The 15,617-nt window shown below is 43.8% G+C and carries 10 protein-coding genes and 1 pseudogene; 9 read left to right on the top strand and 2 right to left on the bottom strand.

From position 1 onward, the window contains the following. From AC075L_RS04905 to AC075L_RS04875, 7 genes and pseudogenes are all read left to right on the top strand, one after another. Positions 1-704, top strand: a 704-nt coding sequence (locus tag AC075L_RS04905; protein ID WP_476387265.1) for an ABC transporter permease, incomplete at its 5' end; no start/stop codon positions are given. Between the two features lie 99 nt (positions 705-803). Further along, positions 804-1,852: pseudogene (potA, locus tag AC075L_RS04900) on the top strand (spermidine/putrescine ABC transporter ATP-binding protein). Then, complete coding sequence (locus tag AC075L_RS04895) at positions 1,852-2,667, top strand: ABC transporter permease (protein ID WP_022381260.1); 816 nt, start codon at positions 1,852-1,854, stop codon at positions 2,665-2,667. Before potA ends, AC075L_RS04895 begins: the two are co-directional and overlap by 1 nt. A gap of 11 nt (positions 2,668-2,678) precedes the next feature. After that, entirely contained in the window at positions 2,679-4,523 is a 1,845-nt protein-coding gene (locus tag AC075L_RS04890) for an extracellular solute-binding protein (RefSeq protein ID WP_055053877.1), read from the top strand. A gap of 127 nt (positions 4,524-4,650) precedes the next feature. After that, positions 4,651-5,646 (top strand): polyamine ABC transporter substrate-binding protein, encoded by a 996-nt coding sequence (locus AC075L_RS04885; protein ID WP_476387266.1) that lies wholly within the window; start codon positions 4,651-4,653, stop codon positions 5,644-5,646. 25 nt (positions 5,647-5,671) lie between these two features. After that, complete coding sequence (ptsP, locus tag AC075L_RS04880; RefSeq protein ID WP_022381263.1) at positions 5,672-7,306, top strand: phosphoenolpyruvate--protein phosphotransferase; 1,635 nt, start codon at positions 5,672-5,674, stop codon at positions 7,304-7,306. Between the two features lie 5 nt (positions 7,307-7,311). After that, positions 7,312-8,445 (top strand): DUF362 domain-containing protein, encoded by a 1,134-nt coding sequence (locus AC075L_RS04875; RefSeq protein WP_227194585.1) that lies wholly within the window; start codon positions 7,312-7,314, stop codon positions 8,443-8,445. Between the two features lie 256 nt (positions 8,446-8,701). Here the strand turns inward: AC075L_RS04875 and AC075L_RS04870 are convergent, their stop codons facing one another. After that, positions 8,702-9,574, bottom strand: coding sequence for a homocysteine S-methyltransferase family protein (locus AC075L_RS04870; RefSeq protein ID WP_022381265.1), 873 nt, complete (start codon positions 9,572-9,574; stop codon positions 8,702-8,704). Between the two features lie 148 nt (positions 9,575-9,722). Then, on the bottom strand, positions 9,723-10,598 hold the full coding sequence (locus AC075L_RS04865; protein WP_026648874.1) for an aldose 1-epimerase family protein: 876 nt from the start codon (positions 10,596-10,598) through the stop codon (positions 9,723-9,725). Positions 10,599-11,083: 485 nt separating this feature from the next. Between AC075L_RS04865 and AC075L_RS04860 the strand changes: the two genes are divergently transcribed. Beyond that, positions 11,084-12,340 (top strand): 6-phosphofructokinase, encoded by a 1,257-nt coding sequence (locus AC075L_RS04860; protein WP_008703460.1) that lies wholly within the window; start codon positions 11,084-11,086, stop codon positions 12,338-12,340. 356 nt (positions 12,341-12,696) lie between these two features. After that, a complete protein-coding gene (ppdK, locus tag AC075L_RS04855) occupies positions 12,697-15,327 on the top strand; it encodes a pyruvate, phosphate dikinase (RefSeq protein ID WP_476387264.1) in 2,631 nt (876 codons plus the stop codon). The last annotated feature ends 290 nt before the right edge of the window (positions 15,328-15,617 follow it).

The raw sequence follows: 15,617 nt of genomic DNA, 5'->3' as shown, positions 1-15,617 counted from the left end.
CGGTAGTGATCGTTTTCTCCTTTAATGAATCCAAACTGCCGGTGAAATTTACGGGTTTTTCCCTGAAATGGTATCAGGAACTTTTCCATGACAGAGCAATGCTGGAAGCACTGGTGAACAGTCTGATCCTTGGGGTATTAAGCTGTCTGGTAAGCGCAGTGATCGGTACTCTGGGTGCAGTTGGGTTATCAAGGATTCACTGGAAGTCAAAAGGGGCACTGGAATACATTTCCATATTGCCGTTAATGATACCGGAGATTATCCTTGGTATGGTGCTGATGGCATTCTTTTATATGCTGAACCTGCCCTTTGGCATGCTGACACTGTTAATAGGTCATACGGTATTCTGTGTGCCCTATATTCTGATGGAAGTGAAGGCAAGACTGGCAGGCATGGATCCGGCGCTGGAAGAGGCAGCCAGAGATCTGGGGGCAGGACCTTTCAGGGCTTTCCAGGATATTACGCTGCCCTTAATTATGCCGGCAGTAATTTCAGGTTCGCTGCTTGCGTTTGCCATGTCTATGGATGATGTGGTAATAAGTATTTTTGTAAACGGACCGCGTCTGTCTACGCTGCCGATCAAGGTGTACACACAGCTGAAAACGGGAGTGACGCCGGAGATCAATGCGTTGTGTACCATTCTGCTGGCAGCTACACTGGTTATTTTTATTGTTTATTCACTGATAACAAAGAAGAAAAAATAAATGATATAGCTTTCACGAATATTCTGAACAGCCGGTCAATGCTTTTGGAACAGCCGGATTATAAAAAACAGAGAAAAATACATTCAGAGGAAGGAAAAGATGATGAACAAACTGATTGAGTTAAAAAATCTGACCAAGAATTTTGATGATCAGCAGGTTTTGCGCGGCATCAATCTGGATATTTACCGAAAAGGAATTCCTGACACTTTTGGGACCCAGCGGATGTGGAAAGACAACCACCCTTCGAATCATTGCAGGCTTTGAAGAACCAAGTGACGGAGAAGTACTGTTTAACGGGATTGAGATCTCCAAGCTTCCCCCGTACAAGAGAGAGGTTAATACTGTGTTTCAGAAGTATGCTCTTTTTCCCTCATTTAAATGTGGCGGAGAACATCGGTTTCGGGCTGAACCTGAAGAAGGTCGATAAAACTGTCATCGCCCAGAAGGTGGAGCGTATGCTGAAGATGGTTGGTCTGGAAGGCTTTGGGAAAAGAGATGTAACTCTGCTCTCCGGTGGACAACAGCAGCGAGTGGCCATTGCCAGAGCTCTGGTAAATGAGCCGAAGGTTCTGCTTTTAGATGAGCCCCTGGGTGCACTGGATGCAAAGATCCGTAAACAGATGCAGGTAGAATTAAAGAAGATCCAGCAGGAAGTTGGCATTACTTTCATTTATGTTACCCATGACCAGGAAGAAGCCCTGTCCATGTCAGATACGGTTGTTGTTATGAATAACGGTGAGATTCAGCAGATCGGCTCTCCTACAGATATCTACAATGAGCCGGAAAACCGTTTTGTTGCAGGCTTTATCGGTGAATCTAATATTATCGAGGGAACCATGATCCGTGATTATCTGGTTGCTTTTGACGGATTTGAGTTTGAATGTGTGGATAAGGGATTTGAGGATAATGAAGAGATTGAAGTTGTATTAAGACCTGAGGATCTGGATATCGTAGATCCCGGTCAGGCAAAGATCAGGGGAATCGTGCGCAATATTACCTTCAAGGGCGTGCATTATGAGATCCTGATCGAGACAGAGCTTCGTACTTATATGGTTCATACCACAGATTATGCGGAAGTCGGAAGGGAAGTGGGACTGAAATTCGGGCCTGAAGACATCCATGTTATGTGTAAGATGGGAAGCTACTGATGAAACAGTACAGAAATCTTATCAAACCATATCTTGTGTGGGCATTTGTGGTCATTGTCATCCCGCTGATTTTGATCGCATTATATGCATTTACAGAAGATGGAAACGAAGTGCTGACGTTCTCCTTCACCCTGGAGAATTTCCGCAAATTCCTGGAAGCTACGTATATGAGCGTTATTTTCAAGTCCTTTAAGCTTGGAATTCTGACGACGGTCATCTGTCTGGGACTTGGCTATCCGCTGGCATATATTATTTCCAAATGTCCGGAGAAATCCCAGAGTCTTCTGATCCTGTTGGTAACTATTCCGGAATGGATCAATATGCTTCTGCGTACCTATGCATGGATGAACCTGCTGTCAGACAATGGTATCATCAACCATTTGCTTGGATTACTGGGGATTTCCCCGGTGACAATGATGTATACAGACTTTTCCGTAGTGGTTGGTCTGGTCTGTAACTTTATGCCGTTTATGATCATCCCGATCCATACATCCCTGAGCAAAATGGATAAATCCTTTATCGAGGCTGCCTATGACCTGGGGGCAAATAAATTCCAGACCTTTACAAAGGTTATCTGGAAATTGTCCATCCCCGGTGTGCTTAATGGAATCATGATGGTATTCCTGCTGTCTATTTCTACATTCGTTATTCCGAAACTTCTCGGAGGCGGACAGTACATGCTGATCGGTAACCTGATCGAGTCTCAGTTTATCTCAGTTGGTGACTGGAACTTCGGAAGTGCGATTTCTCTGATTCTGGCTGTGCTCATTCTGATATTTATGAGCCTGATGAAGAAGATGGATAAAGATGAATAAGGGAGGACGGCATGAAACGTAATAATAAATTTTTCTCAATGTTATATGTAGTACTCTGCCTTGCTTTCTTTTACCTGCCGATCCTGGTGACGATGATCTTTTCCTTTAACTCATCCAAGTCACTGACCAGATTTACAGGCTTTTCCCTGCGCTGGTATCAGGAACTTCTCGGTAACGGGGAAGTAATTAAGGCAGTTTATGTATCTGTTACCATTGCGATCATTGCGACCATTGTTTCTACAATACTTGGAACCATTACAGCGATCGGTTTATCCAAATCAAAGAAGGTAATCAAGGAACTGCTTTTAAATATTAATAATATCCCGATCCTGAATCCTGAGATCGTAACTGCCATCAGCCTGATGCTCTTGTTCTCTTCTCTGGGATTTCGAAAAGGATATCTGACTATGCTGCTGGCACATATTGCATTCTGTACCCCGTATGTAATTACCAGCGTTTATCCGAAGGTAAGAGCTCTGGATCCGAATATGGCAAATGCTGCCATGGACCTTGGGGCAACACCTTTTCAGGCTCTGACAAAGGTTATCGTGCCCATGATCAAAGAGGGTATTTTCGCAGGCGCACTGCTTGCATTTACCATGTCATTTGATGATTTCGTTATTTCCTATTTCGTATCAGGAAATGGTGTAAAGAATATCTCTATTGTTGTATATAATATGACAAAGCGTATCAATCCGACAATCAATGCTTTGTCAACCATCGTGATCGTAGTCATCATCGTGGTACTGCTTTTGTCCAATCTGCTTCCGAAGTTTAAGAATAAAGCCAGAAAGCTGAACAGGAAAGCAGTAAAAATTGTCTCTGTAGTTCTGGTTGTTGCCGTTACGGCAGGGCTGATCAAATGGGGATTCGTGGCACAGTCCACTCATGTGCTGAAAGTTTACAATGCAGGAGAGTACATGGATCTTTCCCTGCTGGAGGATTTCGAAAAAGAATATGATTGTACCATCGTATACGAGACTTTTGAGTCAAATGAGATGATGTACACCAAGCTTTCAAGCGGTGAGACTTATGATGTACTGATCCCGTCTGATTACATGATTGAGAGACTGATCAAAGAAGAATATCTGCAGGCACTTGACTGGAAAGAAATTCCGAATAAGAAAAATCTGCTGAATGATGTCATGAACCAGAGCTATGATCCGGGCAACCGTTATTCCTGTCCGTATTTCTGGGGAACAGTAGGAATCCTTTATGATAAGACAGTAGTAGATGAGGCTGATCTGAAAGATGGCTGGAATCTTCTGTGTAATCCGAAATATAAAGGAAATATTTACATGTATGATTCTGAGAGAGATTCCTTTATGATAGCATTAAAAGCACTTGGGTATTCCATGAATACTACAAATGAGTCTGAGATCGAGGAGGCTTATCAGTGGCTGATCGATCAGCGTGACACTATGGATCCGATCTATGCAGGCGATGATGTGATCGACAACATGATTTCAGGAAACAAAGCGCTGGCAGTTGTGTACTCCGGAGATGCATCTTACATTATCAGTGAAAATCCGAATCTGGACTACTTTACACCGGAACAGGGAACCAACAGATGGTATGATGCAATGGTTATCACAAAGGACTGCAGCGAAGTACAGCTTGCCCATGAATTTATTGATTTTATGATCAGTGATAAATCTGCTCTTTCCAATACGGAAGAAGTAGGGTATACTTCTACAGTGAAGAGTGCTTTTGAAACCATGAAGGAGGGGGACTATGCCGGGATCAGTTCTTATATTCCGGATACAACCAACCCGAATAACGAAATCTTTGCTTATCAGCAGCCAAAGATCAAGCAGAAATTTGCGGAACTCTGGACAAAAGTAAAAGCAAAGTAAAAAAGGATAGCCGCTGTCTGCCGATACGGTGGAAGGCGGACAGTGACTGATATAGACAACAATGCAGAGCATAAGAAGGGAGATCATTTATGAAAAAAGAGTACTTGCAGTAGTGATGTGTGCATTAATGGCAGGAACAGCATTCACCGGATTCAAGGATGCAGGAGATGATAAAGAACTTGTACTTTTTACATGGGAGGGAATGTTCCCGCAGGAAGTTCTGGATGATTTTGAAAAAGAGACAGGAGTTAAGGTTGTTTATTCAAACTTCGATACAGATGAAACCATGCTTGAGAAGCTTTCCATGGCAAAGGGCGGTGACTATGATATCGTGATCGCAGATGATTATATTCTGGAAACTGCGATCCAGGAAGGACTTGCAGAGAAGCTTGACAAGGATTCTCTGGAGAATATCAAAAATATCAACCCATTATATCAGGGACAGTTCTATGATCCGGATGACGAATACACAGTTCCTTACGGAGCAGGCATCCCGCTGATCGTTTATGATCCGGAACAGGTGGATATTGATATCAAAGGATATAAAGACCTCTGGGATCCGTCTCTTGAGGACAGCATTGCACTGACTGCAAACTATCGTGTGATCAATGGTATCACCCAGCTTTCCATGGGCGAGAGCATGAATGAAGAGGACGTTGACGTGATCAAGAAGACAGGAGAGAAGCTTCTGGAACTTGCTCCGAATGTACGTCTGATCCAGGATGACAATACACAGAATGCACTTCTCAACGGAGAAGCAAGTGTTGCATTTCTTTATACCTCTCAGGTAACAGCTGCTCTGGCTGAGAATCCTGATCTGAAGGTGGTATATCCGGAAGAAGGACTTGGATTTGGTATTATGGGTATGTTTATTCCAAGTGAAGCGCCGGATAAAGATGCGGCATATTCTTTCATGGATTACATCATGCAGCCGGAGGTTGCAGCGAAATGCACAGACTATATCGGCTATTACAGCACAAATAAAGCAGCAGATGAGCTGGTAAATCCGGATCTGGTAGTTCCGGATGATGTTACAAAGGGCGAGATCGTCCAGAATGTAAGCCAGGACGCAGACGCACAGTATCAGAAGAACTGGACTGAATTTAAGGCTGCCTGCGACTAAGGGGTTAATCAACTAAGGAGTTAATATGGATGTTTACAAGGGAACCGGTGCCTTTTCCGGAATTGCCATCGGTAAGATACTGTATTATCATAAAAGCGAATATCAGATGCGCCAGTACGAGATCACAGATGTGAAAACAGAGCTGAATATTTTCCGGCAGGCGCGCACCAGAGTCATGGAACAGCTGGAGGATTTATATGAAAAAAACTGCATAATTCAGGGAACCCAGGCAGAGATTTTTCTCAGACAGAAGAATCTGCTGGAGGGAAAAAGCTTTCAACGTGCCATTGAGAGTGTCATACAGAGTGAAAAAGTAAATTCTGCCTATGCGGTAATGACTACAAGGGATGAGATGCTTAAGACTTTCAGAACTCTGGAAGAGCCTGCGATTAAAGAACGGCTGGATAATATGCGGGAGATTTCCGACCGCCTGATCGGTGAACTGGGAGGTATCTCTCCCAGGATAGATCTTGGGGATGAGCCTGTGATCGTTGTGACGGAGAGTATCACGCCAACAGAACTGATGGAGATGGATAAGGATAAACTGATGGCTATTGTTACCCATCATGGTTCCGACATGTCTCATGCTGCCATTATGGCAAAAACAATGAATATACCGGCTCTGCTGGAAATTGACACAGATTCGGAGTGGGACGGACGGCAGGCTATTGTGGACGGATATACCGGAACTTTGTATATTGATCCGGATGAAGAGGTAAAAAAAGAATATGAGATCCGCAGGCAGGCTGATAAAGAAGAAAGAGAAGAACTTCTGAAATTAAGGAGAGAACCGGATATCACAAAAGATGGCAGAGAAATTGAAATCTATGCCAATATCGGAAATATGGACGACCTGAACAGTGTGCTGTATTACGGAGCTGCCGGGATTGGTCTTCTGCGCAGTGAATTCCAGTATCTTGGAAGAGAAAATTATCCTCGTGAAAATGAGCTGTTTCTTGCATACAAAAAGATTGCGGAGACCATGGGAGAAAAGCTCACTGTGATCCGTACGGCAGATCTCGGAGCAGACAAGCAGGCAGAATATCTGAATATCCCGGACGAGACAAATCCGATCATGGGGAACAGAGGAATCCGTCTCTGCCTTGACAGAAAAAGAATGTTCAAGGCACAGCTTCGGGCAATTTTCAGGGCGAGTGCATATGGAAACCTGGCGCTGATGTATCCGATGATCAGCTCAGAAGAGGAAATGGATGAGATTGAAGAAATTATCCGGGAAGTAAAGATCGGGCTGGATGAAAAAGGAATTCCGTATAAACATATTAAGACAGGAATCATGATCGAGACTCCGGCAGCAGTCATGATCAGCCGGGAGCTTGCCAGAAGAGTGGATTTCCTGAGTCTTGGAACCAATGACCTGAGTCAGTATACACTGGCGATGGACAGACAGAATCCGCTTCTGCGCAAGAAATATAATGACCATCACCCGGCAGTGCTGCGTATGATTCAAATGGTGATCGAAGCGGGACATGCAGAAAATAGACGTGTCTGTATCTGCGGGGAACTTGCAGCAGACACTGCCCTGACAGAAGAATTTCTGAGGATGGGTGTGGACTGTCTCTCTGTAGTGCCGGCATGTATTTTGCCGGTAAGAAAAGCACTGAGACAGGTGGATCTGTCCGGAGATGATAAAGGTGCGTGAATTTGGTGAAAAGTAAAGTGGTATTACTTCCCTGCCGGGAATATGATGAAGAAAAAATCTATATGCTGCTGAAACAGGGGCTGGATTTTCTGGGTGGAGTGGAGACTCTGATTCCAAAGGATGCGAAGATCCTGCTGAAGCCGAATCTGCTGAAAAAAGCAGAGGTAGAGAAAGCAGTGATCACACATCCGGTTGTAGTAGGAGTTTTTGCGGGAATCCTGCGTGAAAGTGGGTATGAGAATATTGTGCTTGCAGATTCCTGCGGTCATGGAACCACTCAGGCAGTGATTCGCGGAACAGGAATGGATACTTATCTGGAGAAATATCATATTCCGGCTGTTGATTATTCTGAGGGCGTGAAAACTGCTTATCCGCAGGGAGTCCAGGCAAAGGAATTTATCCTGCCAAAAGAACTGTTGGAGCAGGACTGTGTGATTTCCCTGAGCAAGATGAAAACACATGCATTAGAACGTATCACCGGTGCGGTTAAGAACAGCTATGGGTTTGTATATGGATTCCATAAAGCGAAGGGGCACACGCAGTACCCGAGTGCAGACAGCTTTGCCAGAATGCTTATTGATCTGAATAAATGTGTGGCACCGAAGCTGTATGTGATGGATGGGATCGTGGCCATGGAGGGCAACGGACCGGGTTCGGGAGATCCGGTTCCTATGAATGTACTGCTGATGTCCACAGATCCGGTTGCACTGGACAGTGTATTCAGCCGTCTGGTTTATCTGAAACCGGAGATGGTTCCGACGAACTATCATGGCGAGAAAATGGGACTTGGTACATGGAAAGAAGAGGAGATTACCCTTCTGACACCAGACGGGGAGATTTCCATGGCAGAGGCAGTGAAAAAATACGGAAATCCGGCTTTTAATGTAGACCGCACAGAAGTGCGAAAGAATATCTGGACAAGAATGGCGGGAGCGTTAAACATTTTTCAGAAAAAACCATATATAGAAGCTGATAAATGTGTCCGCTGCGGGATCTGTGTGCAGAGCTGTCCGGTTCCGGGGAAAGCTGTGGATTTCAGAAAAGGCAAAGGAAAGCCGCCGGTATATGATTACAGAAAGTGTATCCGCTGTTTCTGCTGCCAGGAGATGTGTCCGAAGAAGGCAATCAAAGTGAAGTAGATGAAAAGCAGATAATAAAAAGCGCAATTGTTTATAGAATTGCCATGGTATTTTCGCAGAATCAGGACAGAGGAAAGCCGGACAATTACCAAAAAGCACATAACAGAGGATGAGAATATCTCGGATTGAGACAGATTCTATCCTAAGTTATGTGCTTTTTTGAGTCATATCCCTCTTTAACCGAATCAGGAAAGTTCCCTGCTTTGGCTGCGAATATTCGTTATTCGTCTGACTATGGCTGTCGAAGATACAAAATCTATCTTCCGAGGCTTCTGCTTATCTCGCGGATGAATTCCGGAGTAGTACCACAGCATCCTCCAACAACAGACGCACCATTTTCGATCAGAACCTTCATATGTTCAGCAAAGCTTTTGGCGTCCATACTGTAAATGGCATTTCCCTGATCATCAATCGTCGGCATACCGGCATTAGGTTTGGCAATGACAGGAATGGATACGTTCTCTTTGATATTGCGGACAACGGATACCAGCTGGTCAGGTCCTACAGAACAGTTGATCCCAACTGCCACAGCACCTGCACCCTCAAGGGCAATCGCAGCCTCCACAGCATTTCCTCCGCTGAAAATGCTTCCGTCAGCTTCTACGGTCATTGTACACATTACAGGAAGAGAACTTACGGATGCAGCAGCATCCAGTGCAGCAAGTGTTTCCTCGATATTGATCATGGTTTCCGCAGCAATCAGATCAACACCTGCATCCTCAAGAACCTTAATCTGTTCACAGTATGTTTCATATGCCATCTCATAGGTGAGATCACCGGCAGGCTCCATCATCTTGCCTGTTGTGGTAATATCACCGGCAACATAGACCTTATGTCCTACTGCCTCTCTGGAAATATTTACAAGTGCATGGTTCATTTCCGCAAGCTTATCCTGCAGTCCGTGAAGTCCGAGACTGTAACGGTTTCCGCCGAAAGTAGGTGCGTATACGATCTGGCTTCCTGCTTCAACATAAGCCTTTTGCAGATTCTGCAGAACTTCTTTGTGCTCCATGATCCATGCTTCTGTACAGATTCCTCTTGGCATTCCGGCGGCCATAAGATTGGAACCGGTAGCACCGTCGAGCAGTACAACATCCTGTGTCAGCTTCTGAAATTCTTCTCTAGTCATGGAAATTTCCTCCTGTGTTTTTCTATGAAAGTCCTGAGTGGCTGCCATGAATCAGTCATGTCTGCATGGGTAAATTCGTGGATACCGGACAGGATGACTTTCATATACTGTGACATTATAGCACAGCTTTCAGGATAAATGGAGAAAATTAATAAATTTTTATTTCATATGATGCAGTAAAAATTTCATCCTTGTCCAGAGTGTTGATATATTTCTTTTCCGGAAGCTCGCCCTTAAATCCAAAATCATCACAGCGTCCCATCCATGGTTCAAGACATACAAAAGGAGAACCCGGGACGGACCAGATGCCAAAGCTTGGAAATCCATGACAGATCAGTTCCACATAAGGAGTTCCGTCAGGGAAAGCGATGCCGGCCTTTTCAATCTGGTCATCAAAAATAAGGGCATCTTTGTCAAACATGTGAGCATCAATAAGGCAGGAACCATTCTCAAGCTCCAGTGTATAAGCTTTATCTGCGACCGCGGTGCCTGATGACATGTCGATCAGCAGATAGGAGAGGGAATCCCTGCCGTCGAAAGTAAGATGATATTGCTCCTGGGAGCCAATTCCTCCGGCAGGTACATTGAATGCAGGATGGCCGCCAATTGTAAAATACATGGTTTCATCATTAAGGCTGATCACTTCCCAGCATACACTGACCTGGTTCTTCTCCAGAACATGCTTGATCTTCAGCTCAAAATCATATGGATAATTTTCTCTTGTGGCATCAGAAGATTTCAGCCTATGGGTGATGGAATCAGCAGTCATATCCACGCAGGTAAATTCGCTGTCCCTGGCAAACCCATGCTGACTGGAGGGATATTCGACTCCATTAATACGATAGTGATCCTCAAAATGACGTCCCACATTAGGAAAAAGAACAGGGGCGTGGCGTTTCCAGTAAGCCGGATCTGCCTGCCAGATCACTTCTCTGTTATGTACTTTATCAAAAATGCTGCAAAGCTCAGCACCATGATCGTCTACAGATACTCTAAGATAGTCGTTTTCAATTGTATGGATCATAAATGAATCCTCCTTGATCGATAAATATTGTGTAACTGTTCAGCTGGCAGTATCCTGCAAATCACCGAAGGTGATTTGAAATGCATTTTGGTTCGTAACTGCGAAGGTACCGAATAGTCACGGACATTGATGTCCGGCAATTTTAAAAAAGGTTTTGATTGCTATAAGTTGATGCCGGAATCAATCTGTCTATAAGTATAACACATGGGCCGGATTAATTATAGTTATAAATATACAAAAATAGATCTGAAATGTCGTGGTAAATTGAAAAATACACTGATATAGTGACGAAACACAGAAATCATATGTGTAAAAACCACAATAAATGATTGACGAATAAAAAAATATTTGTTACAATTTACCTCAACGAGTCCTGCGGGACCAGAGCGCGTCTGAAAAATTGTGACGCACATCTTGCGTAAAGCATTTTTCAGACACACTCTAAGACATAATGAACAAAACGTGAAAACAAGGAGGTCATTGCTATGGCGAAAAAAAGAAATATCATTGTTGGACAATCAGGAGGACCTACTGCAGTAATCAATTCCAGTCTTGCCGGAGTTTATAAGAATGCCATTGAACGAGGATTTGACAAAGTATACGGAATGCTTCACGGCATTCAGGGACTGTTGGATGAACAGTATATTGATCTGTCAACACAGATTCATTCAGAACTGGATATCGAATTACTCAAGAGAACACCATCTGCATTTTTAGGTTCCTGTCGTTACAAGCTTCCTGAGATTCACGAAGATAAAGCAATTTATGAGAAAATTTTTGAGATCTTAAATAAACTGGATATCTATGCGTTTATCTACATTGGCGGAAATGATTCCATGGATACGATCAAGAAACTGTCTGATTATGCGATTCTTACAGGACAGACTCAGAAGTTCCTTGGTGTTCCGAAAACAATCGACAATGACCTGGCGCTGACAGACCATACACCCGGATTCGGAAGTGCTGCAAAATATATCGGCGCATCCACAAAAGAAGTGATCCGCGATGCATTGGGACTTACTTATAAGAAAAATATGATTACGATCATGGAGATCATGGGACGTAATGCCGGATGGCTTACAGGTGCCACAGCACTGGCAAAATCTGAGGACTGCGACGGACCGGATTTGATCTATCTGCCGGAAGTGCCTTTTGATGTTGAGAAATTCCTTGCAAAAGTAAAAGATCTTCTGAATAAAAAAGCATCTATTGTAATCGCAGTTTCCGAGGGAATCAAGCTGGCAGACGGAAGATATGTATGTGAGCTTGGAAGCGTGGGAGACTATGTGGATGCATTTGGACACAAACAGCTTCAGGGAACAGCCACTTATCTGGCAAACTTCCTGGCAGCGGAGTGCGGATGCAAGACAAGAGCTGTTGAACTTTCCACATTACAGAGAAGTGCTTCCCATATGGCATCCAGAGTGGATATTGATGAAGCATTCATGGTAGGTGGTGCTGCAGTTAAAGCTGCAGATGAAGGTGACACAGGTAAGATGGTTGTTATCGACCGTGTTTCCGATGATCCCTACATGGCAGCTACAGGTATCTACGATGTACACAGAATCGCAAATGAGGAGAAACTTGTTCCGAGAGAATGGATGAATAAAGATGCTACAAACGTAACTAAGGATTTTGTAGACTATATTAAACCTCTGATCCAGGGAGATTATCAGCCTATTATGGTAAATGGTATGCCGAGACATCTGGTACTGAACATGAAAAAAGGCAGAAAGAAATAATTGATAAAAATTATAAACGGGCAGCCGGGCAGATCAACTTATCTGTTTTGCTTCCCGTTTTTTCCTGTTATATATGAGATGTGAGAGAAAAATGCAGATAAAGACCAGAATAAAGGACTGAGAAAACCTTAACAATAATAAGAATAATAAAATAAATCACTTTATGCAGAATGTATAAAAATTTTAGCTAATTTTAGCAGAATAACCTTGACGAAATGACACAAATTCTATAAAATAATTATGTGCGTATAAGAAACATATATTTACTTATGTGCGAAAGGTGTGGCTGTTCAGTTACTTCACAACAGAATGCTGAATAGTTACAAAAGAACAATAATTTAGGAGGAAAATGTAAAATGGCAAAATGGGTTTACATGTTTACAGAAGGTAACGCTAATATGAGAAACCTTCTGGGTGGTAAAGGTGCCAACCTTGCTGAAATGACAAACCTTGGTCTTCCTGTACCTCAGGGCTTCACAATCACAACAGAAGCTTGTACTCAGTACTATGAAGACGGAAGACAGATCAATGATGAGATCATGGCTCAGATCATGGAAGCAATCACCAAAATGGAAGGAGTTACCGGAAAGAAATTCGGTGACAAAGAAAATCCTCTGCTTGTTTCCGTTCGTTCTGGTGCGAGAGCTTCTATGCCAGGTATGATGGATACTATCCTGAACCTTGGTTTAAATGAAGACGTTGTTAACGTACTTGCTGAAAAATCCGGCAATGCTCGTTGGGCATGGGACTGCTACAGAAGATTCATCCAGATGTACTCTGATGTAGTTATGGAAGTCGGAAAGAAATATTTCGAAGAACTTATCGATGAGATGAAAGCTAAAAGAGGTGTTAAGCAGGATGTTGAACTTACTGCAGAAGACCTTCATGAATTAGCTGAACAGTTCAAAGCTGAATATAAAGCAAAAATCGGTGCTGATTTCCCAACTGATCCTAAGGAACAGTTAATGGGTGCTATCAAAGCCGTATTCCGTTCCTGGGACAACCCACGTGCGAACGTATATCGTCGTGACAACGATATCCCGTATTCCTGGGGTACAGCAGTTAACGTACAGATGATGGCATTTGGTAACATGGGTGATGACTGTGGTACAGGTGTTGCCTTCACACGTGACCCTGCTACAGGAGCTAACGGTCTGTTTGGTGAATTCCTTACAAATGCTCAGGGTGAAGACGTTGTTGCCGGTGTTCGTACACCTATGCACATCTCCGAAATGGAACAGAAATTCCCGGAAGCATTCGTACAGTTCAAACAGGTTTGCGAAACACTTGAAAAACACTACAGAGACATGCAGGATATGGAGTTTACTGTAGAGCATGGTAAACTGTATATGCTTCAGACACGTAACGGTAAGAGAACAGCTCAGGCTGCTTTAAAGATCGCTTGTGACCTTGTTGATGAGGGAATGAGAACAGAAGAAGAAGCTGTAGCTATGATCGACCCACGTAACCTTGATACTCTTCTTCACCCACAGTTTGATGCTGCTGCTCTGAAAGCTGCTACACCAATGGGTAAAGGCCTTGGCGCTTCTCCTGGAGCTGCTTGCGGTAAGATCGTATTCACAGCTGATGACGCTGTTGAATGGGCTGAAAGAGGAGAGAAAGTTGTACTTGTACGTCTTGAGACATCTCCGGAAGACATCACAGGTATGAAATCTGCTCAGGGTATCCTGACAGTTCGTGGTGGTATGACATCTCACGCAGCAGTTGTTGCCCGTGGTATGGGTGAGTGCTGTGTATCCGGATGCGGTGATATCGCTATGGACGAAGAAAACAAGAAATTCACACTTGCTGGTAAAGAATTCCACGAAGGAGACTTCATCTCCATCGATGGTACAACCGGTAACATCTACGACGGAATCATCCCGACTGTAGACGCTACAATCGCTGGTGAGTTCGGACGCATCATGGCATGGGCTGACAAGTACAGAACAATGAAAGTTCGTACAAACGCAGATACTCCTGCAGATGCTAAGAAAGCTGTAGAGCTTGGTGCAGAAGGTATCGGTCTTTGCCGTACAGAGCATATGTTCTTCGGTGAGGGACGTATCGATGCATTCCGTGAAATGATCTGCTCCGAAACAGCAGAAGAGAGAGAGAAAGCACTTGCAAAAGTTCTTCCATATCAGCAGGATGACTTCAAAGGTCTCTTTGAAGCTCTGGAAGGTAACCCTGTTACTATCCGTTTCCTGGATCCGCCTCTTCATGAGTTCGTTCCTACAGATGAAGCTGACATCAAGAAACTTGCAGATGCTCAGGGCAAAACTGTAGAGCAGATCAAGACTATCATCGCTTCTCTTCATGAGTTCAACCCGATGATGGGACATCGTGGATGCCGTCTTGCTGTTACTTATCCTGAAATCGCTAAGATGCAGACAACAGCAGTTATCCGCGCAGCAATCGAAGTTAAGAAAGCTCATCCGGACTGGACAATCAAACCGGAAATCATGATCCCACTTGTTGGCGATGTAGAAGAGCTTAAATATGTTAAGAAATTCGTAGTTGAGACAGCTGATGCTGAGATCAAAGCCGCTGGTTCTGACCTTCAGTATGAAGTTGGTACAATGATCGAGATCCCGAGAGCTGCTCTTACAGCTGATGAGATCGCTAAAGAAGCAGACTTCTTCTGCTTCGGTACAAACGACCTTACTCAGATGACATACGGCTTCTCCCGTGATGATGCAGGTAAATTCCTCAATGCATACTATGACGCTAAGATCTTTGAGAACGATCCATTTGCAAAACTGGATCAGGTTGGCGTTGGCAAGCTGATGAAGATGGCTATCGAACTCGGCAAACCGGTTAACCCGAACCTTCACGTAGGTATCTGCGGCGAGCATGGTGGAGATCCGTCTTCTGTAGAATTCTGCCACAAGATCGGTCTTAACTATGTATCCTGCTCACCATTCCGTGTACCGATCGCTCGTCTTGCAGCAGCACAGGCAGCTATCGCAGAGAAGAATGCATAATTAGCATATTGTTAAGGGGCAAAGCGAAATATCCTCTAAAGAGGTAAAATAGCCAACCAGCCCTAAAGTGTCCAAACGTAAAATTTGACCTTGGAGAATTGTAGAAATACAGTTCTTCAGGGTCTTTTTTGTTACATTACACAGCGGTATTCTTTTGTTTAACAACCGTAGCAAGAATTCCCTCACCTCTATAGGAAGGCCACTGAAAAAGTCCTTTTTGCGTATAAATTAACACAAAATAAAGTACATCAATCAACTTTGAGACACTGTATATAGTATGAAAAAACAGT

The organism is Blautia sp. ZXY-1-B12 (genome assembly GCF_056339915.1).
This window is presented reverse-complemented; position numbering and strand designations above follow the sequence as displayed.